Raw genomic sequence first — 21,030 nt, 5'->3', positions numbered from 1 at the left:
TACAAGGAGTGTATTATGGCAAATATATCAAGAAGAGATATGCTTAAAATGAGCATAGTTGGTGCCAGTAGCTTAGCTTTAAGTAGCGTAAATGCTAATGCCTCAGAAAATGAAAAAGATATAAAATTTGATGAAGAATGGGATGTAGTTATCATAGGCTCTGGTTTTGCTGGACTTGCGGCTGGTGTTACTGCAGCAAAAAGAGGCAACAAAGTATTAGTTTTAGAAAAAATGGGAAGAGTTGGTGGAAATTCTGTCATAAATGGCGGTGGATTTGCAGTTCCCAATAATCCATTGCAAAAGAAAGAGGGAGTCAAAGATTCTGATGAACTTTTTATTAATGATTGTTTAAAAGCTGGTTTAAATATAAACCATTTAGAATTACTACAAACTATTGCTGAAAGAGCAAAAGATACTTTTAATTTAACTCTTGAGTGCGGAACTGAATACTATGATAAATTATCACATTTAGGAGGACACAGTGTTCCTAGAACTATAAATACTAAAAATGGTAGTGGTTCAGGCATAGTTCATCCAATGGTCGCTGCATTTGAGAAAATTCCTAATACTGAAATACGTAAGCGAACCAAATTTGATGATTTTATTTTAGAAACAAATAAAGTAGTTGGCGTAAAAGTTAAAGAAAATTACAAATTTGATCAAAAGCTAATTGATGATGATAATGAGAATACTAGCGGAGAAATAAAATTTATAAAAGCAAAAAAAGGTGTTATTTTAGCTAGTGGTGGTTTTTGCAATGATTTATTTTTTAGGCAACTTCAAGATCCAAGACTTGGTGTAAACACTGATACAACTAATCATCCCGGAGCAACAGCTGGTGGGCTTATTAGTGCTTTAAAGATAGGTGCTGCACCAGTTCATTTATCTTGGATTCAATTTGGTCCTTGGGCTTGTCCTGATGAACCTGGTTTCGGTGTAGGTACAAAATTTAATTCGGGTGCTAGTTTTAGATTTGGAATTTCAGTAAATCCAAAAACAGGCAAACGGTATATGAATGAGTTAGCAGATCGTAAAATTCGTTCAGATGCAATGTTTAAGGTCATTGGGGACGATAAAAATTATCCTATAAATTTATGCGATTCTCAAGTCTTGCAACATACAGATCCAGAGAGAATAAACAAACCTTTAAAAACTGGTATTTTAAAACAATTTAATACTCTTGAAGAATTAGCTGAATTTTACAATATTCCTAAAGCTGATTTTTTAGAAACAGTTAAAAAATATAATGAATTTGTTAAGAATCAAAAAGATTTAGATTTTGGTAAACCTCTTAGTCTAGCTACGACTAAAGGCGTAAATATTTCAAAGCCACCATTTTATGCTATGCGCGGAACGCCAAAACTTCACCATACTATGGGAGGAGTTAAGATTAATACAAAAGCTCAAGTTTTGGATATCAATGACAATCCAATCCCTGGATTTTATGCCGCAGGAGAAGTGACTGGTGGAACTCACGGTGCTAGCAGATTAGGAAGTTGTGCAATACTTGATTGTTTAACTTTTGGAATGATAGCTGGTGAAAATATTTAAATTTTAATTTTTTAAGGAGTTAGAAATGGCAAATATTTCAAGAAGAGATATGCTTAAAATGAGTGTAGTAGGTGCTGGTGCTTTGGCATTAAGTAGTGTAAATGCAAATGCTGCAGAAAATGAAAAGGCAGTCAAATTTGATGAGGAGTGGGATGTAGTTATCATAGGCTCTGGTTTTGCTGGACTTTCTGCTGGTATAACTGCTGCAAAAAGAGGCAACAAAGTTTTAATCCTTGAAAAAATGGGAAGAATTGGTGGAAACTCAGTTATAAATGGTGGAATTTTTGCTGTTCCAAATAATGACCTTCAAAAAAAAGAGGGAATTGAAGACTCAAATGAGAGATTTATAGCTGATTGCATGAAAGCTGGTTTAAATATAAACCATGTTGATTTGCTAACTCAAATAGCAAACAGAGCAAACGATGTTTATAAGCTAACTTTAGAGTGTGGTGCACAATACCGCGACAGACTTGAAATTGCTGGTGGACACTCGGTTCCAAGAACATTTTCAACAGCAAATGGTAGTGGTTCAGGTATAGTTCACCCAATGGTTGATTACTTCAAAAAAATGGATGGCGTTGAGCTTAGAACTAGAACTAAATTTGACGAGTTTATACTTTCAGATAGTGGAAGAGTTGTTGGTTTAAAAGTTAGAGAAGGATACAAATTTGACTCAAAATTGCTAAGCGATGATGATGAAAACACAACTGGAGAAGTAAAATATATAAAAGCTAAAAAAGGTATTGTCTTAGCAGCTGGTGGATTTTGTCGTGATGTCTTCTTTAGGCAACAACAAGACCCAAGACTTGGTCCTGATACAGATAGCACAAACCACCCAGGTGCAACTGCTGGAGTTTTACTAAAAGCATTCCAAATTGGTGCAACCCCTGTTCAAGTTTCTTGGATACAATTTGGCCCATGGGCATGCCCTGACGAAAAAGGTTTTGGAGTTGGTTCAATGTATAATGTAAACGCAAGCTTTAGATATGGAATTTCAGTAAATCCAAAAACTGGTAAAAGATATATGAACGAACTAGCTGACAGAAAAACAAGAGCTGATGCAATGTTTAGAGTTATAGGAACTGACAAAAACTATCCTATAAATATTTGTGATTCTGAAGCTGTTAAAAACCTACTTCCTAACCACTTAGAAAAACCATTAGAGGCTGGAATACTTAAAAAATTTGATACTTTAGATGATTTAGCTAAAAACTATAATATCCCTGTAAAAGAGTTTAAAGAGACAGTTGCTAAATACAATGAATATGTAAAAAATGAAAAAGATGTTGAATTTGGAAAACCGCTTGATAAAACAGTTGTAAATGATATAACTATATCAAAACCACCATTTTACGCTGAAAGAGGAGTTCCAAAACTTCACCACACAATGGGTGGACTACTTATAGATACAAAAGCGAGAGTTATCTCAACTATGACTAAAAAACCAATTGAAGGACTTTTTGCAGCTGGTGAAATTACAGGTGGTGTTCATGGAGCTAGCAGATTAGGATCTGTTGCGATTGCTGATTGCTTAACATTTGGTATGATTGCTGGTGAGAATATATAACACTATTTCGGAGAGATAATTCTCTCCGTTATGTGTAAATTTAGTTCAAAATTTAGTTTTTTAAAATACAAATAATTATAGTTTTTATCTATAAATTTATAATTTTTATCTATTTGACTAATTAAAGAAAATATTTTATTATTTAACGAAAATTAAATTTTTATATTAATTTTTAATTTTAATAAAACTTTTTAAGGAGAACTTAAATGGCAAATATGTCAAGAAGAGATATGCTTAAAATGAGCATGATTGGTGCTGGAACTTTGGCATTAAGTAGTGTAAATGCAAATGCCAAAGAGGCTAAAGATGTTAAATTTGATGAAGAGTGGGATGTTGTAGTTGTTGGTTCTGGTTTTGCTGGACTTTCTGCTGGCGTAACAGCTGCTAAAAAAGGTAATAAGGTTTTAATTATTGAAAAAATGGGAAGAGTTGGCGGAAACTCAGTTATAAATGGTGGAGTTTTCGGTGTTTGGGGAAACGATTTCCAAGAAAAAGAGGGCATAAAAGACAGTAAAGAGCTTTATATAAAAGATATTTTAAAAGCTGGTGGTGGACTAAATCACCCAGAACTAGTAGAAACATTGGCAGATAGAGTAAGGGATGCTTACCAACTTACTAAAGATTGCGGTGCAAAATACATCATGCTAAAACTTCACGGAGGTCATAGTGTTCCAAGAGGTGCTTTGGCTGAAAGCGATAGCGGTGCTGGAATAATTAGACCAATGTCAAAGTTCTTCCAAGATATTGATGGTTGTGAACTTAGAAGAAAATGTAAATTAGATCACATTATAACTGATGAAAGTGGCAAAGTTATTGGGGTTGAAGTTAGAGATGAGTATCAATTTGACAAAGATGCACAAAATGATGACAAAGAAAACACAAGCGGAACAACTAAATTTATAAAAGCTAAAAAAGGTGTAGTTTTAGCAAGTGGTGGGTTTAGTAGAGATAAACATTTTAGAAAAGCTCAAGATCCAAGAATTGCTGATGATTTGGACTCTACAAATCACCCTGGTGCAACTGCTGGAGTTTTACTTGAGGCTCTTAAAGTTGGTGCTGAACCTGTTCAGGTTAGCTGGATACAAAGCTTACCACTATCAAGCCCTGATGAAAAAGGTTATGGTGTTTCATCTGCATTTACTCACGAAAGTTTTAGATTTGGAATTATTGTAAGCCCAAAAACTGGTAAAAGATATGGAAACGAGTTAGCAAATAGAAAAATTCAAGCTGATTATGAGTTTAAATCAAAAAATGAAGATGGAGTTTATCTTTTAAGTATGTGTGATAGCAAAGCTGCAGCTGAAATGCTTCCTGAAAAGCTAGAAAAAGTTCAAAAAGTTGGTATTGTTAAAAAATTTGATAGCTTAGAAGACATAGCAAAAGAATACAATATGCCACTTGATGAGTTTAAAAAGACTGTTGCAAACTATAATCAATATGTAAAAGATGAAAAAGATCCAGAATTTGGTAAAAATCTATCAAAAGATATAACAAAAGGTTATGATTTTTCTGTTGCACCTTTTTATGTATCTCGTGTAATTCCAAAGGTTCACCATACAATGGGCGGTGTAAACATTACTCCAAAAGCTGAGGTTATTTCTGCTGATACAAATAAGCCAATTCCTGGACTTTACGCAGCTGGTGAGATTACTGGTGGTGTTCATGGTGCAGTTAGATTAGGAAGTATGGCTATTGCTGATTGTTTAACATTTGGTATGATAGCTGGTGAAAATTTCTAAAACTAGGTTGAATGTCTTAGGTCTAAAATGCCTAAGACTTCTAAAAATTGTTGTAAATTTAAAGGTTTTATATGAAAACAGATAAATTAATACTAATTTTCATGTCCTGTATGCTTATATTTACATTTTCAATTTCTAATGACAACAATACTACGCAAGTAGAAATCACAAAAGAGATGGAACAAAAATACCCTATTAAAGCCCATCACTCACAAATTGGGCTATCCTGTTTTGATTGTCATGAAAATCAAGGAAATGACCCTTTTAAATTTAAAAATATCGGAGACAAAGGTTGCATTTCCTGTCATGGCGATAAAAAACGTGTTGCAAAGAGATTACAATATATGGATATGCTAAAGGCAAATCCTCATAACTCAGTTCACGATGGTCCAACTTTATATTGTGATGAGTGCCACTATGAACACAAAAAATCAACAAATATGTGTTTAGAATGCCACGAACATGAAGTTCCAAGATGGATGGGAGTAACACCATGAAAAAGCGTATAATATTTCTAATTTTTGTAATTGGTGGAGTTTTTGGGCTAGTTGCTTCTTTGGGAGTCTATTATGGACTAGAACTTACTAGTGATGAGAGATTTTGTGTTGTTTGTCATGAAATGGATCCTATGGTAATAGCATACAATGATGATGTTCACAGCGGAAAAGGCAAAACTGGTGTGAGAGCTAGATGCGTGGATTGCCACTTGCCGCATGATAATATAATCAATTATATATATGCTAAAGCTAGAAATGGAGTAGTTGAAGGCTATATTCACTTCTTTGAAGATGTTGAAAATATAAACTGGCATGAAAATAGAGCAAGAAGAAAAGATTTCGTCTTTGATGATGGTTGTTTGCACTGTCATACAAATGTTTTTGACAATGCACTATTAACAGACAAAGCAAAAAAAATGCATGCACACTATAAAAAACTTTTGAATACAAAAGATGAGATTGGTTGTGCTAGTTGCCACGTTGAAGTAGGACATATGGGGCTTAATAATATGCTTAATTATTGGGATCCAAAATACCCTATCTACGAGGATAAAGCTTATGAAAAAAAAGAGGAGCTAAGAAGAAATTATTTTAAAGATAGTTATGTTCCATCTGTTAAAAAAAGCTCTAAAAAAGATACAAATAGTAGCGACGAAAATAGCTCTAAATAATACATAAGTTATAATATTTGGCTGAAATTTCAGCCAAATAATCTATCTCTTGCTTAAATTTACTAAACTAACAAACCACATATATAATTTATAAAAGGTAGTGATATAAAACTCATCACAACACCCATAGCGACAGCCGAAACTGCTAGTTGGGAATCTAGGTTTGCTTTCATTATCATAGCACTTGCTAAAACCATTGGTGGCATACCGCATTGAAGTATTCCTATAATCCAAGTTGAATCACTAAAATTTACTTTAAAAACTAAAGCTATTGCTATAAAAAATAGTGGAGCAAATAGCATTTTACAACAAAGCACAATGGCAGTTGATTTATAAGCACTTTTTATACTTCTAAAACCAAGTCCAATTCCTATGGCAAACAAAGCAACAGGAACAACACTTGCACTAAACATATGTAAAGAGTTAAAGATTACTTCTGGAATTTTAACATCTCTAAGTGCTAAACCTAAAATTAATGCAACAAATGGTGGAAATTTTAAAACTTTAATTGCATTTTGGATTAAAGACACTTTGGCTTCTGCACCAAAAGATAGTATAAAAGGTCCTAATATTGATATAGGAATAGCAGTTGCAAACTGATCATAAAATATTACCTCATTTAAGGCATCTTTTCCAAAAAATCCTGTAATTATAGGCATACCTATGAAAATAGTATTACCAAACATTGACAAAAGAACTGCACTTACTGTTGTAGCTTTGCTAAATTTAAACAACTTACATATTAGCAAGCTCAAGCAAGCCCCAAGTATAGTTGAGACAAAACCTAATGCTATAATATTTAAAAGTGTTGTGTCAATATTTACATGATAAATTTTGTCAAAAATCAAAGCAGGAAGTGCAAAAGTTAAAGCATAATCTATAAAAATAGATGAGTTTTTTTGTTCAAAAATTTTAACTTTTTTTGCAAAATATCCTGAAGCTATTAATATGAATATTGACAGTAAAGATGTAAACATTTTATAGTCCAAATTTAAAATTAAAACTCAAATTATAAGTCAATAAAAATAAAATAAAAATAAAAATATTAAATTTTGTTTTTCTAAAATATAATTATTAAAAATATATCTTATATAAATTTTTCTATTAATTTTAACTTATATAAATTATTGTATAATTTGAAGTTAAAAATAAAAAAGGATATAAAATGACCTATTTTCAATGTGATTATGCAAGTGGGGCTCACCCTAAAATCATAAAAAATTTAGTGGCTACGAATGAAGTAAACACTCTTGGATATGGAAATGATAGGTATTGTAAAAGTGCGGCACAAAAGATTAAAAAAGCTTGTGATACACCAAATGCTAATGTCCATTTTTTAGTTGGTGGAACTCAGACAAACTCAACTGTTATCTACTCTATACTTAGACCTCATCAAGGAGTAATCTCAGCAGATAGTGGGCATATAGCAGTTCATGAAACAGGAGCTATAGAGGCAAAAGGGCATAAAGTTTTAACCCTTCCTTCAGTAGATGGAAAAATAACAGCAAAACAGATAAGTGATTGTTTTGATATGCACAAAAATGACCCTGTTAGATTTCACACAGTTCAACCTGGAATGGTATATATATCCTTTCCAACAGAAACAGGAACACTCTATACTAAAAAAGAGCTAGAAGAGCTAAGTCAAATTTGTAAGGATTTAAATTTACCACTATTTGTTGATGGTGCTAGGCTTGGTTATGGGCTTATGAGCAAGGAGTGTGATATAACGCTACAAGACTTAGCTAAACTTTGTGATATATTTTATATAGGCGGAACAAAGTGTGGAGCACTTTTTGGAGAAGCTGTTGTTATCACAAATGATACTCTTAAAAAAGATTTTAAATACATAATGAAACAGTGCGGGGCACTTTTAGCAAAAGGCAGAATGCTTGGAGTGCAGTTTGATACTCTTTTTACTGATAATCTTTATTTTGAAATTTGCAAAAGCGCTGTGGATTATGCAGTAAGGATTAAAAAAGCATTTGAAGAAAAAGGGGTAAATGCATTAGCAAATTCACAAACAAATCAGCAATTTTTCGCACTTAGTGATGAGTATTTAGAAATTTTGAGTAAAAAATATCTATTTGAAGTATATGGGAAAACTAAAGATAATTTAAACTACATTAGAGTATGCACAAGTTGGGCAAGCAAAAAAGAAGATGTAGATGAGCTTATAAAAGATATAAAATCTTTATAATCTAAGTTTAAACTTTAAAATAAAAAGTTTAAAATAGCTAAAACTTTTAAGTTGCATTTGCTACAAAGGTTATAGCACACGCTTTTAAAGAAAATTTAAAAAAAGCATATATGAGATTGTGCCAGCTAGAATTGAAAGTAGGGAATTTCTGCTTAAAATTTGGGTTAAAACAACTATAAAAGTTGCCACAAGCTCCCTACTTCCATAAGGAGTAACACTAAAATCAATATCTTTTAAACAGTAAATTACAAGCATACCTATAACTGCACTTGGCAAAACTTCACCTAAATATATAACTATTTTTGGAATCTCTTTTTTACCGCTAAAAACAATAAATGGTATAAATCTAAGAGCTATAGTAACAACACTCATAGTTATAATTAAAATAGATGCATGCATATCAAAACCCATCTAATCTCCTTTTGATAGTTTTGTTCTAAGTAAAAGTAAAATAGCTGCAATTACTAGCATTGATGGTATTAAAAACATATCGCTTCCAAAAATTATCCTAGCTAAAAGAGTCACTAAAATTCCAATAATAGCTGAAATTCTATGTTTTTTAGCCATCCATTGCTCTGTATAAGCAGCAACAAATATAGCTGTCATAGAAAAAGTTATGCCTGATGTATCAAAAGGTAAAGATTTAGCAAAAACTGAACCAAATGCAGTTCCTAAAATCCAATAAAAATGGTTAAACAAAGAGATCAAAAACCAAAAAACATATCTATCATTACCCTTTGGATGTTTGTTGTCTGAAACAAGAGCATATGTTTCATCAGTTAATGCAAAAATCAAATATGGTTTAAATTTACCTGCATCTTTATATCTACTTATCATTGATATACTATAAAAAAGATGTCTTGCATTTATCATAAATGTAGTTAAAATAGTCATAAAAAGTGTCGCAGGAGCTGTTATCAAAGAGACTCCAACATACTGCATAGATCCAGCATATATAAATAAACTCATAGCAATAGCCCATAAAAGCCCATATCCTGCATCACGAAGCAATATACCAAATCCAAATCCTATAACCAAATACCCCACCATTATAGGCAGAGATTTTAAAAATGCTTGACTAATTAAATTTTTATTCAACAATATTTCTCCATTTTATTTTAGTAGTAATTATTATATAGAAATTTTTTAAAATTTTATTTTTATTAAAAGTATTTATCTATAATAAATCAAAAATTATTGATGTGAGTTAAAATTATGACAACAAAAAAGCAAAAAGCAAAAATATTTAAAGCACTAGGAGATGAAAAAAGAATTGAAATTCTAGAGCTTATTAAAGACAAAGAAGAGTGTGCTTGCACACTTCTAGAAAAGCTTGGCCTTACCCAATCAGGCTTATCTTATCATATGAAAATTCTATGTGAATCTGGAATTGTTATAAGCAGACAAGAGGGAAAATGGACCTATTATCAAATATCTAAAAATGGTGTTTTAAAAATATCAATGATTTTATTTGATATGGCAGGTATAAAATAATAGATTAATATTTATTGATATGATAAAGGTTTAATATGGAAAATATAAAATTAATACTTATTTTTATAGAAAATCAGTTTTTGAAAATGGATTGGCTTTATAACCTAACTACTTTTATTTTAAAAAGTATAGGAATTGATTTAGGCTCTAATTTTGGTGGAAGTCTTCATTTTTTTATATATGATGTTATAAAAATAACGATATTACTATGTACTTTAATTTTTCTTATCTCTTATATACAAAGCTACTTTTCACCTCAAAAAAGTAAAAAAATCTTAGTTAAATTTAAAGGTATTAAGGCAAATATAATGTCAGCCTTACTTGGAACAGTTACGCCTTTTTGCTCTTGCTCATCCATACCACTATTTATGGGTTTTACAAGTTCAGGCTTACCATTAGGGGTTACTTTTTCATTTTTAATCTCCTCTCCTATGGTAGATTTAGGAAGTTTGGTAATTCTTACTAGTATTTTTGGATTTAAAATAGCTGTTGCTTATGTAATTGCTGGTTTAATTATAGCTGTTATAGGTGGATTTGCTATAGAAAAATTAAAAATGGAAAAATATGTGGAAAGCTTTATCAAAAACTCAAATGCGCTAAATTTAAAAGAAGAGAGTTTAACTTGGCAAAGAAGAGTTGAGTTTGCAAAAAATCAAGTTATATCTACTTTTAAAAAAGTATTTAAATATATATTAATTGGTGTTGCCATTGGAAGTATTATACATAATTACATTCCTACAAAATATATAGAAGATTTCTTAGGCAACCAAAATCTATTTAGCGTAATTTTGGCTACTTTGGCTGGTGTTCCTATATATGCAGATATATTTGGTACAATTCCTATAGCAGAAGCTTTGCTTGATAAAGGAGCTTATCTAGGGACAGTTTTAGCTTTTATGATGGCTATTACAACACTTAGCCTTCCATCTTTAATAATGCTAAAACAGGTAATCAAACCAAAGCTTCTTATTTTATTTGTTGGAATTTGTATAATAGGAATAGTTATTGTAGGTTACTTGTTTAATGTATATCAACTAGTATTTTTATAATTTAAAGGAGATTAAATGAAACTATTTAGCATGTTTAAAAAAAAGTCTTTGAGTAAAGAAAATTTAGATAAAAACAGCTCTTTTAGTACTTCAAATGTTAAAATTTTAGGAACTGGGTGCGCTAAGTGTAATGAGCTTGAAAAGCTAACTACTCAATCATTAAAAGAGTTAAATATAAATACAAATGTAAAACATATAAAAGATTTATTTGAAATTTCAAAATACGGCGTTATGAGTACTCCTGCACTCGTTATAAATGAAAAAGTGGTAACTTGTGGACAAATTTATAAAAAAGAAAAACTCAAAGAGATTATAAAAGCAAATTTATAAAAATTTAATATTAAATTTAAAACTTAAAAATCTTAAAAATACAATATATTAAATTAATAAAATTAAATATAACTTATTTAATAAAACTATTTTTATAATGTTATAAAAGTCTATAAAAAACAATTGTATACTAAATTTCTTCTAAATTTAGAAGAAATTTAAGCAATATTTTTAAAAATATTGCTTAAATCCACAAAAAACAGAGATTTGCACTTTGTAAATTAATATTTTTTAAATATAATAATAAAATTTTATAGAAAGAGGAAAGTATGCAAAAAGTATCTTCTAAATCGCTTATTCTTATAAGCTTAACACTTTTTTCCATGTTTTTTGGTGCGGGTAACTTTATATTTCCGCCGTTTATTGGCAGTTTGGCAGGAGAAAATACACTCTTAGCAATGGCTGGCTTTTGTTTAACTGCTGTAGTGTTTCCAATTTTAGGAATTGCAGCAATTGCTAGATCAGGTGGTCTTTATAGTTTAGCTAGTAGAATTTCTCCGAGATTTGCTATAATTTTTTCAGTCTGTCTTTTGATGATTATTGGTCCTTTGTTTGCAATTCCTAGAGCTGGAAATATGCCTTTTGAAATTGCCATTGTTCCTTTTTTGTCAGAGGGCTTACAAAATTCCTATTTACCATTATTTATATATTCAATCATTTACTTTGTTATAAATTGGTTTTTATGCCAAAATCCATCAAGCATGATAGAAACATTAGGAAAAATTTTAACCCCTATGTTAATAGTTTTGATATTAACTATGTTTATTGCAGTGCTTATAAATCCTATGCATGTTGGAGAATTTTCACAACCGATAGGAAATTATGCTAAATTTCCTATAATAACAGGTGTTTTAGAGGGCTATCAAACAATGGACGCTTTAGCCTCTTTAAATTTTGGTTTACTAGTACTAGCCGCATATAGAAGTTTAGGCGTTACAAATGAAAAAGCAGTAGTTTCAGCCACAATAAAAGCAGGCGTTATAGCTGGAGCCATACTAATGACTATGTATATGATACTATCTTATATAGGTGCTAGTAGTATGGGAACATTTGGTGTTCAAGAAACTGGAGCTTCAATTTTATCAAATTCAGCCAATTTTCTTTTTGGCAAGTATGGAATACTTATTTTTGGTACAGCCATAGGTCTTGCTTGTTTAACTACAACAGTTGGTTTGATAAGCTCTATTAGTGAGTATTTTGAAAGCATAACAAAGATAAAGTATAAAACATGGGTAAGTATATGGTCTGCATTAAGTGCACTTATGGCTAATTTAGGATTAGTTGCAATTATAAAATACGCTATTCCTTTTTTAGGTGTTATATATCCACTAGCCTTAACACTAATAATTCTTTCTTTACTAAATGGATTGTTTAAATCAAATAAAATTATATATAGCTGGACTATATATGTAGTTCTTATAATAAGTCTATTTGGAACTTTTGATAAGAGTTTCCATATAACAGGAGCGGGCATATTTTCATTTTTACCTTTTTATGAACAAGGCCTAGAGTGGGTTGTTCCTGCTATAATTGTTGCTTTTGGAAGTCTTTTTATAGTTAGAAGCAAACTAAAATAACAATATATGCAAACCATCTAATAGATAGTTTGCATTTTATATCAAACCAATCTACTATTTTAGAAATACAAATTATAAGTTTAACTAATTTTGTATATATCATTATACATTGAAGTAAAAAGTGATAGCTTGAATATAATAAATAGTTTTATTTTGTAAAGTTAAACATGTCAGCTTTGCTCTTATTTTTTGATGCTATGAAAAAACTTAATAGCTAAGTTTTTAAGTCCTTTAAAATCAACCTTACCTGAACCAAGTGTTGGAATTGATTCAACCTTTTTAATTATGCTTGGTATCATTATGGAGCTTAAATTTGACATAGATATCTTTTTACTAATTTCTGATTCATCTTTTTCACCAGTATAAAATGCTACTATTTTTTCGCCTTTTTTATCATCTTCAACATTTGTTATAGCAATTATATCATCATCATCGAGCACTTTCATTAGCTCTGCTTCTACAGCTGAAAGACTTATCATCTCCCCACCAATCTTAGCAAATCTTGATAATCTATCTGTTATAAACAAGAATCCATCCTCATCAATATATCCAATATCACCTGTATTATAGTATCTTATACCATCAATAATTTGCATAACTTGCTCTGTTTTTCCTTCATCCTCATAATAGCTTTTCATAACTTGGGCACCACCTATTATTATAAGCCCTTCTTCACCATCTGGAAGGGTCTCATAGGTATTTCTATCAATTATCTTAACTATTGTAAAAGGTAGTGGCATACCAACGCTCTTATCTTTTGAAAAAACAAGCTCTCTTAAGCTACTTGGCTCTAAAATATTTGGAGCATTACAACTAATAACAGGTGCAGTTTCTGTTGTTCCATATCCTTCAAATATGGTAATTCCAAATTTATACTTAAACTCTTGCTTTACCCTTTCATTCAATTTTTCAGCACCAGAAACAGCTACTCTAACACTTTTAAACATTAAAGGTATTAATTTTCTACTTTTTGCATATATTCTAAAAAATGTAGATGTTCCAAATATAACTGTAGCGTTATATCTAGCTGTCATAACTCCTACACTTTTTGCATCAGTTGGGTCTGCTACATGAACACTTTTTATGCCTTCGCTAAGTGGTAATAGTGTTGTAATGGTAAGGCCAAAAGAGTGAAATATCGGAAGACTTGCCAATAAAACCTCATTTTTATCACTATTTAACAAAGTATAAACTTGGATTATATTTGCCATTATGTTTTTATGTGTTAAAACAATCCCTTTTGGAGTACTTTCGCTTCCACTACTAAAAAGTATAAATCCTTCATCATTTATATCTACATAACTAAAATATATCTCTTCTATTAAAACTCTTGGCATCAATAAAGCCTGTAAAAATGATATTTTTTTAGTTATAGGTTTTATATTTTTGCTTTCATCTTCTAAATAAATAAATTTATTCTCTAAAAAATATAGATCAAATCCCTTTAAAGCAAGTTTTTCTATAAATTTTTTTGAAGTTATAATGTGATCAATTTTAGCTTTATTCACAGATACCTCTAAAATTTTAGTAGATAAAGTGTAGTTTAAATTTACATTTATCTTGCCTAGTATGGATAGCGTTAAATTGACGGCGCTTCCCATTACAGAGCTTGGAAGAAGTATCCCAACATTTTTATCATCTTTTAACACTTTTTTGAACTGCTTAACAAAAACCAAAACAAGCGTTAGAAGCTTGAGATTATTTAGTTTAAGTCCAGTGCTGTCTACAATGCTCTCTTTAAAAAGATCAGCTTTTGCTGTTTTTAGCCAATTATAGTGTGCTGGTCTTGTATCTTCTAAATGTTTTTCAAGAGCCGAATATGACAATGTTACAACTTCACTTCTTAATTTATTTACAGAGGTATCGTCACTTAGTGGCTTTCCAAAGCTAATTCCCACATGTCTTCTACTTCCTGGTATATTTTTTTTAATATTTGCCCTTGAAAAAGTGGAGCCCCAAAGTCCACTTATATAAAAAGGAATTATTAAGGCACCGGTATTTCTAACACCTAGCTCATACCCTTTTTGGAATGTATCTAAATGTCCATTATAACTTATGTGACCTTCTGGAAAAAGAGCAACAACTTCGCCATTTTCTAAATATTTTTTCATACTATTTAATGCACTTTTTGTAGAACCAACGCCAATTGGAATGACTTTGAAAATTTTAAATATCCATTTTAAATACCATTTATCATAAAAACTTCTATGCATAACAAATTTAATAGGTCTTGGAGAGGCTATTTGAACTATAAGCCAATCAATAAAGCTTACATGATTACCAAGTAAAAGCACTCCACCCTTTTTAGGTATGTTTGTTACATCATTTATGCTAATTCTATAGCCTAATTTAAAAAATGGAGTTATTAAAAGTCTTGCGAAAAGATGCGGAAGTGATTTGATAGCATAAATTCCACAGATAAAAATAACTATAGAACAAGTTATAAAAATTTGCTTAGTGCTAACATTTAAACTAGTTAGCAGTATTGTTAGCATTAAAAAAGAAACCATAAATATATTTTGTATAAAATTACTTCCCGCTAAAGTTTTTCCTAAATTTTTCTCTTCTGCAAAAAATTGTATTTTTGCACTAAGTGGTACTATAAAAATACCTCCACTAAATCCAAACATCGCAGTGCATAAAGCCATATAAAAAGGCGAAGTGGCAGATGAGAACAAAACTAAAGATAAAAACATACCAAATGCTCCAAATGGAACAAGCCCTATCTCTATATGGTTTTTACTTTTCTCTCCTGCAAAAAATGCACCAGCAGCTATACTTATTACACTAACTGCTAAAATTAGCTGAATTGTTACGACATTGTTTTTACCAGTGATTGCTTCATAATGCGCTGGAAATACAGCAATTACAAGCTGAGAAATAGCCCAAAAAAATGAAAGACCTAAAATACAAAGCAAAATACTTTTATCTTTAAAAACTATATTTATATTTTCTTTAAAATATTTGAATTTAATATATTTATTAAACTCAAATTTGCTATTTTGATTACTTGGTTTAAAATATGGTATTTTAAATGCAAAATATGTCTCTAAGATAGATAATGCAAATAAAATAACACCTATGAACCAAACCGACTGCATGATAAGCTCAGGAGAAGATAGCTTTCCTGCAAATTTTTCAAAAATTACAGAAAATAGTAGCGATGATAAAAGTATTGAAGTTATCGTAACTGCTTCAACCAGACCATTTGCAGCACCAAGCCTGCTCTCTCCAACAATTGTTTTTATAAGTCCATACTTAGCAGGCGAATATATAGCACTTTGAGCAGCCAAAAGAAATGTCATAAAAAATGCAAGATAAAATAGTCCAAAATAGTATGCTATAGATATGATAAATGTAAAAGCTATGGCTGTTGAAGCTGCATATTTTGTTATGATTGTTCTTGAAAATTTATCGTTTAAAAATCCAGAAATAGAAAAAAGACCTATAAAAGGTAGTAGTATTAGTAAATTTACAATCGCTGTTAATATTACTAATTCATCTCCCTCAAAGCTTTTAATTAATATATTTTGAATGGTAATTTTATGCCCTAAATCTACCATTGCATTGATAAACATTACAACTATAAAAGGTCCAAAGCCTTTTAAACTAAATAGATTTTTCATAATAGCATCCTTCTTGAAGCTTAAATAACTATAATATTATATATTATAAGAAATATTTTTAATACTTATTTGATTTATAAAATTTCAAATAAGTATTAAATTCCCTTTCAGTCTTTAAAATGAGCAATATTATAACCTATTTTTCTTGATAAAAAAGTGAAATAAGCCAACTTAGCTAGCTTATTATATAGTTTAAGTGAAAATTTATTTCTACTAAATTTACAAGCTACTTGCAAATTTCTGATAGAATATATAAAAAATTAAAATGGAGCTCTTGATGAAAATAAGAATCACAGATAAAGATGTTATAAATTTACAAAAATTTATGGTTAACCACAGCAAAAAAGCAAAAAAGCAAAAGTTGGTTAGTTTTTATGCTATACCATTTGAGTTTATATTGGTTGGTTTAATACTAGATGGTTTTTTTAAACTAGTTCCTTGGATATCAATAACATCACTAGTTTTAGCAATCTTATGGCTTGTTTTTTATCCTAAATATTACAAAAGACTATGCAAAAAACAGATAGATAAAGCGATCCAAAATACTCCTAAATCAAATATAGAGATGAACTTAAAAATAGATAAAAACAATATCTCATTTTCACCGGATGAAAAACCAAAAATAAGTGAGATATTTGAAATTAGCACACTAAATAAACTAGCAAAAAGTGAAAATAACTTTTTCTTGGGATTTAAAGCTGGTCACCATATAGTGCTGCCAATAACAGATGAAACACAAGAAGAGATTATAAAATTATCAAAAAAACTTAATTTAAATATTTTATTAGTTGAATTGTAAAATAAGAAGAGTAGCATTCTACTCTTCTACCTCATTTCCTATTTTTTTGTATAAATCATGGTAATACTCAACAAATTCTTTTGTTTTAGAATGAGTTGGAAGATAAGAATTACCCATAAATTCACAAAAACCATCTAGAAATACCTTAGCATCCATTTTTTTATCATACATGATAGCTAGATGTTTATAGTTTTGCATACATCTTTCTTTAAATCTTTCATAGCCTTCTTTTGTAAAATCTACTCTTAATTTACCATCTTTAAATTCCAATACCTCACTCTCAAAAAGAAGAGTTAAGTGAATTAATGCCTCGCAATAATACGCTCTAACACTCTCAACCTCTTGCCAAGATATGAGGCCAACACTTCTTCTAATCAAATCATCAAAAACAGGAAGAATTAAATCATCTTCTTCATTATAAAAAAAGTTTATAAGCCCACCTGTAGTTGCTTTGTATTCTTCTATAAATTTAAAAACACCACTTCTATTCATAAGCTCTTCTGTGTCATAGTCTATAAAAAACATATGCCCAAACTCATGACCAATTGTACTCACTTCATAAACTCTTTTCCAAATTTCAGGTTTCTTTTTTAATATCTCTCGTCCATACTCTAAATAATCTTCTTCAAACACTTCACTGCTTATTTTCATATATGGCCTTGATTTTATACTTTTATAAACATGGTTTATAAAGGCAAATATTTTCTTGCCAGAGTTGCCACTTACAAACTCATCATTTGGAACAACTTGAGCACTAAAAAGACCATCTAACTCAGCACCATAATATATCATAGGTGTTGAGATATAAAGCTGAGTTTTGTCTATATTTGAATGAACCATTGACTTCATGATTTCATTGCTAGATGATATTTTACTGCAGATCTCATCAAAGCTATTCTTAATATTTTTCTTAAACTCTTCTTCGTTAAATTTGTTATCTTCTTTAAGCCTTATATCCCATTCAAAAGCAACTGCATGTGTATAGGCATCTTCATAATATTCCAGTGGATGTCCTACTTGAAGCTCTGATTTTACATTCATCCACGCCATTTCAGCGTCTCTCCATGACGATATTATGGTTTCATTATTTGTATCCATAAATGCAGCTTTTAGTTTTTTAAAATACTCTATATAGTTTTTCTCTTCTATATTTATTGCATATAAATTTAAGCTATCTATTAGGTTATCAAGCTCAGCTTCTAAATCCACAAACCCCTCTTTAAAAAAAGATGCGTATGGTTTTAAGACTGCACCATCTTCACTAAACTCTACAACCCCATAAGCTCTATCACACTTTTCTCCCCTTGGGGTTTTTTGATATAACTTGTTCTCTTTTATAAACTCTTTAGGGCTACTCATCTTTGAGAATTTCTTAACATTTTTGTCCACTACAGAGTGTTGCCACTCTTTTTGAAGCTTGTTCATAACAAGACCTATCTTGTGAACCCCATCAATAAGTGCTAAATTGAATTCATTTAACACTCTATTTTCTTTTGCTTTTAATATTAAATTTCTATGTAAATTTTCATGAACAAGAGCTGTAAAATCAAACATTTCATCTCTTAAGTTTAAAATTTCATCTTCACTATAACCTTTTTTCTCAAGCTCATTTAGCAAAGGATCTACTTTTAAATCTACTATTCTTCTTAAGATCGCTATCTTTTGTGCTTTCGTTGGATTTTTAAATCCACATATATCTGATGCTTTTTTTATATAATCATTGTCTAAATCATCATATAAAGCGCTTAATTCTTTTTTATTTTCATTTGCATATGTTAAAAGTTTATTAAAATCGTTCATATATCCATCCTTTTAAAGGGATAATTGTATCAATTTTTGCTTAATATTAAGAATATATAAGAATTTAATCTGAAATTTTATTTTGAATATTTGTATATATAGTTTAGTTATGAAATTTGGTGGAAATTCCACCAAATTTTTTAGCCAAGAAATTCTCTTTTAAAATACTCTTTTGGTGCTTTACAAAGCGCACAGGCTCCTGGAGCTTTTTTACCTCTGTGAACATGTCCACAAACTTCACAAACCCAAACATCTTCCTCTTCGCTCTCAAAGAAACCATCTTTATCAAGCATGTCTTTAAGTTCTAAATACTCTCTTTCGTGCTCAACTTCAACTTTTCCAATAGCTGTAAATAGTCTTGCTATAGCTTTTAAATCCTCTTCTTTAGCAATTTCTGCAAAATTTGGATACATAGTTTCATGTTCATATCTTTCACCAGCTGCCGCATCTAATAAATTTTTATCCATTTTATCGATTGGAGAACCTACTAATTCATGGTATGCCTTAAACTCGGCTCTAGCATGCCATTTTTCATTTTCAGCTGCTTCATAAAAGTGTCTAGCAATCGCATGATACCCTGCCTCTTTTGCTAAATCACCATATAAATCATACTTATTTCTAGCCATTGACTCACCAGCAAAGGCTTTCATTAAATTTACTTCTGTTAAGTTTTTAGTAACAAGAGTCATCTCTTCATCACAACAAGTTAGCTTTCCGCCATTGCCAACTTCTTGCACCTCAACTACATTTCCACATTTTTCGCATTTGTATGTTTCGTATTGTCTCATTTTAAATCCTTTATTATGTAATGAATTTCATTCTATCATAATAAAGTTGAATTATCAATATAATTTAACATTGATAATTCAAAATATGTGTAATTTAAACTTTAGTCTATTTTAGTGATTTATAATTTTCTTCTAGTTTTTGATATATATCATCGGCTTTTAAAATACCTGTTTTTAGTATTTCGCTCATAACAACATTATCTTCTTTGCCATTCCAAACTTTTTTATAGCTACCATCTTTATACCCGTTATCTTGTCTAAATTTGTTTAAAACATTTTTTCCAATGTAAATTTCAAAGAGTTTGTGCAAATTTACACCACATTTTAAAGATAGTCTAAAATAGTTTGTTAAAAGATTATGTATCTCAAAGTTAAAGCCGCTAGTATCGTGTATAATTATCTCAACATCATTTATAATCTCATATATACTATACTCACTCATATCATAAGGGTCTATACAAAAATCGCCAAAACCACTAACAGAAGCAACATCTTCAACTACACAATCTATATCTTTATGCGGATAAGCTTGCTCCAAAACATAGCTCATTATAAAATGCCAAATATCCACTATCTCAACTGCAACATTTTCTTCATTGGTAGGTTCTTCTATATTTTTCCAATGTTTCCAAGCAAAACTATCAATTAGCTCAGCACACTCCATATAAATACATCTTTTCCAGCTTATTAGCTTTCCTTTGTTAGTGTAACCCTCTTCCCATTTTAATCCATTTGTCTCATTGTTGAGGTGTTGTTGCATAACAAACATCTCTTTTAGTATTTTCTTATATTCCATTTTATTCCTTATTTTAATTAGAATATTCAATTAAATTCTAATTTTATAGATTCGTTGTCAATAGTTCTTATTTCATTTTTTAAAATATTCCTAGCTATATCTTGAGCCTCTTTTAGGCTATGTAGCTTGCAACTTCCGCACTGATATATATTTAATTCAGGTATATCATCTTCGCTTTTTACAGCTAATACATCTTGCATTGAGTTTTTCCAAGCATTGATTATATCTTTATCTTTTGGCACCCCAATAACACTCATATAAAAACCAGTTCTGCAACCCATAGGAGAAATATCTATAATCTCTACGCCACTACTATTTAAATGATCTCGCATAAAACCTGCAAAAAGATGTTCTAATGTATGCATCCCTTTTTCACCCATAATCTCTCTATTGGGATTACAAAATCTCAAATCATATACGCTTATGCTATCGCCTTTTGGAGTTTTCATAGTCTTTGCAAGACGAACTCCTGGCGCTTTCATTTTAGTATGATCAACTGTAAAACTGTCTAGCATTGGCATTATATTATCCTTTAATTTATTTTTT

At 30.3% G+C, this 21,030-nt stretch carries 19 protein-coding genes; 11 read left to right on the top strand and 8 right to left on the bottom strand.

Translation table 11 applies throughout. The annotated features are described in order from the left end of the window. The first annotated feature begins 15 nt into the window (after nucleotides 1-15). From CBLAS_RS01345 to CBLAS_RS01325, 5 genes are all read left to right on the top strand, one after another. On the top strand, nucleotides 16-1,551 hold the full coding sequence (locus CBLAS_RS01345) for a flavocytochrome c (protein WP_106870964.1): 1,536 nt from the start codon (nucleotides 16-18) through the stop codon (nucleotides 1,549-1,551). Nucleotides 1,552-1,576: 25 nt separating this feature from the next. Further along, nucleotides 1,577-3,118: a flavocytochrome c gene (locus tag CBLAS_RS01340; protein WP_106870962.1), complete on the top strand. Its 1,542-nt coding sequence runs from the start codon at nucleotides 1,577-1,579 to the stop codon at nucleotides 3,116-3,118. Between the two features lie 206 nt (nucleotides 3,119-3,324). After that, a complete protein-coding gene (locus CBLAS_RS01335; RefSeq protein ID WP_106870960.1) occupies nucleotides 3,325-4,857 on the top strand; it encodes a flavocytochrome c in 1,533 nt (510 codons plus the stop codon). Nucleotides 4,858-4,928: 71 nt separating this feature from the next. After that, nucleotides 4,929-5,354 (top strand): cytochrome c3 family protein, encoded by a 426-nt coding sequence (locus CBLAS_RS01330; RefSeq protein WP_106870958.1) that lies wholly within the window; start codon nucleotides 4,929-4,931, stop codon nucleotides 5,352-5,354. Further along, on the top strand, nucleotides 5,351-6,025 hold the full coding sequence (locus CBLAS_RS01325; RefSeq protein WP_106870956.1) for a cytochrome c3 family protein: 675 nt from the start codon (nucleotides 5,351-5,353) through the stop codon (nucleotides 6,023-6,025). The genes CBLAS_RS01330 and CBLAS_RS01325 overlap by 4 nt, the downstream gene beginning before the upstream one ends. A 62-nt stretch (nucleotides 6,026-6,087) precedes the next feature. Here CBLAS_RS01325 and CBLAS_RS01320 read toward each other — a convergent pair whose 3' ends face one another. Continuing rightward, nucleotides 6,088-7,002, bottom strand: coding sequence for an AEC family transporter (locus CBLAS_RS01320; RefSeq protein ID WP_106870954.1), 915 nt, complete (start codon nucleotides 7,000-7,002; stop codon nucleotides 6,088-6,090). 188 nt (nucleotides 7,003-7,190) lie between these two features. Between CBLAS_RS01320 and CBLAS_RS01315 the strand changes: the two genes are divergently transcribed. Then, nucleotides 7,191-8,225 carry a threonine aldolase family protein gene (locus CBLAS_RS01315; RefSeq protein WP_106870952.1) on the top strand — a complete coding sequence of 345 codons (1,035 nt, stop codon included), beginning with the start codon at nucleotides 7,191-7,193 and terminating at the stop codon, nucleotides 8,223-8,225. A gap of 84 nt (nucleotides 8,226-8,309) precedes the next feature. On the opposite strand, the gene CBLAS_RS01310 is transcribed toward CBLAS_RS01315, so the two are convergent. Beyond that, nucleotides 8,310-8,636 (bottom strand): branched-chain amino acid transporter permease, encoded by a 327-nt coding sequence (locus CBLAS_RS01310; protein ID WP_206603289.1) that lies wholly within the window; start codon nucleotides 8,634-8,636, stop codon nucleotides 8,310-8,312. Continuing rightward, nucleotides 8,637-9,323, bottom strand: a complete 687-nt coding sequence (locus tag CBLAS_RS01305; RefSeq protein WP_206603288.1) for an AzlC family ABC transporter permease — start codon at nucleotides 9,321-9,323, stop codon at nucleotides 8,637-8,639. Nucleotides 9,324-9,440: 117 nt separating this feature from the next. On the opposite strand from CBLAS_RS01305, the gene CBLAS_RS01300 reads away from it, so the two are divergent. From CBLAS_RS01300 to brnQ, 4 genes are all read left to right on the top strand, one after another. Further along, nucleotides 9,441-9,719, top strand: a complete 279-nt coding sequence (locus CBLAS_RS01300) for an ArsR/SmtB family transcription factor (protein ID WP_106870950.1) — start codon at nucleotides 9,441-9,443, stop codon at nucleotides 9,717-9,719. 35 nt (nucleotides 9,720-9,754) lie between these two features. Continuing rightward, entirely contained in the window at nucleotides 9,755-10,768 is a 1,014-nt protein-coding gene (locus CBLAS_RS01295; RefSeq protein WP_172658162.1) for a permease, read from the top strand. A 15-nt stretch (nucleotides 10,769-10,783) separates the two neighbouring features. Then, nucleotides 10,784-11,098 (top strand): thioredoxin family protein, encoded by a 315-nt coding sequence (locus CBLAS_RS01290; protein WP_106870948.1) that lies wholly within the window; start codon nucleotides 10,784-10,786, stop codon nucleotides 11,096-11,098. A 269-nt stretch (nucleotides 11,099-11,367) separates the two neighbouring features. Further along, nucleotides 11,368-12,675 (top strand): branched-chain amino acid transport system II carrier protein, encoded by a 1,308-nt coding sequence (gene brnQ, locus CBLAS_RS01285; RefSeq protein ID WP_106870946.1) that lies wholly within the window; start codon nucleotides 11,368-11,370, stop codon nucleotides 12,673-12,675. A gap of 182 nt (nucleotides 12,676-12,857) precedes the next feature. Here brnQ and CBLAS_RS01280 read toward each other — a convergent pair whose 3' ends face one another. After that, nucleotides 12,858-16,301, bottom strand: coding sequence for an acyl-[ACP]--phospholipid O-acyltransferase (locus tag CBLAS_RS01280; RefSeq protein ID WP_106870944.1), 3,444 nt, complete (start codon nucleotides 16,299-16,301; stop codon nucleotides 12,858-12,860). 277 nt (nucleotides 16,302-16,578) lie between these two features. On the opposite strand from CBLAS_RS01280, the gene CBLAS_RS01275 reads away from it, so the two are divergent. Then, the gene (locus tag CBLAS_RS01275) at nucleotides 16,579-17,100 is read left to right on the top strand and encodes a hypothetical protein (protein ID WP_106870942.1); all 522 of its coding nucleotides are present in this window, start codon (nucleotides 16,579-16,581) and stop codon (nucleotides 17,098-17,100) included. An 18-nt stretch (nucleotides 17,101-17,118) separates the two neighbouring features. Here the strand turns inward: CBLAS_RS01275 and ciaB are convergent, their stop codons facing one another. The 4 genes from ciaB to luxS all read right to left on the bottom strand — a co-directional run bounded on the left by ciaB (nucleotide 17,119) and on the right by luxS (nucleotide 21,005). After that, nucleotides 17,119-18,900, bottom strand: a complete 1,782-nt coding sequence (ciaB, locus tag CBLAS_RS01270) for an invasion protein CiaB (protein WP_106870940.1) — start codon at nucleotides 18,898-18,900, stop codon at nucleotides 17,119-17,121. 140 nt (nucleotides 18,901-19,040) lie between these two features. Then, complete coding sequence (locus tag CBLAS_RS01265; protein ID WP_106870938.1) at nucleotides 19,041-19,688, bottom strand: ferritin family protein; 648 nt, start codon at nucleotides 19,686-19,688, stop codon at nucleotides 19,041-19,043. A 106-nt stretch (nucleotides 19,689-19,794) separates the two neighbouring features. Continuing rightward, nucleotides 19,795-20,484 carry a dUTPase gene (gene dut, locus CBLAS_RS01260; RefSeq protein WP_106870936.1) on the bottom strand — a complete coding sequence of 230 codons (690 nt, stop codon included), beginning with the start codon at nucleotides 20,482-20,484 and terminating at the stop codon, nucleotides 19,795-19,797. Nucleotides 20,485-20,510: 26 nt separating this feature from the next. After that, nucleotides 20,511-21,005, bottom strand: a complete 495-nt coding sequence (gene luxS / locus CBLAS_RS01255) for an S-ribosylhomocysteine lyase (RefSeq protein ID WP_106870934.1) — start codon at nucleotides 21,003-21,005, stop codon at nucleotides 20,511-20,513. Between the last annotated feature and the right edge of the window lie 25 nt (nucleotides 21,006-21,030).

It is taken from the genome of Campylobacter blaseri, from assembly GCF_013201895.1.
GTDB lineage: Bacteria > Campylobacterota > Campylobacteria > Campylobacterales > Campylobacteraceae > Campylobacter_B > Campylobacter_B blaseri.
This window is presented reverse-complemented; position numbering and strand designations above follow the sequence as displayed.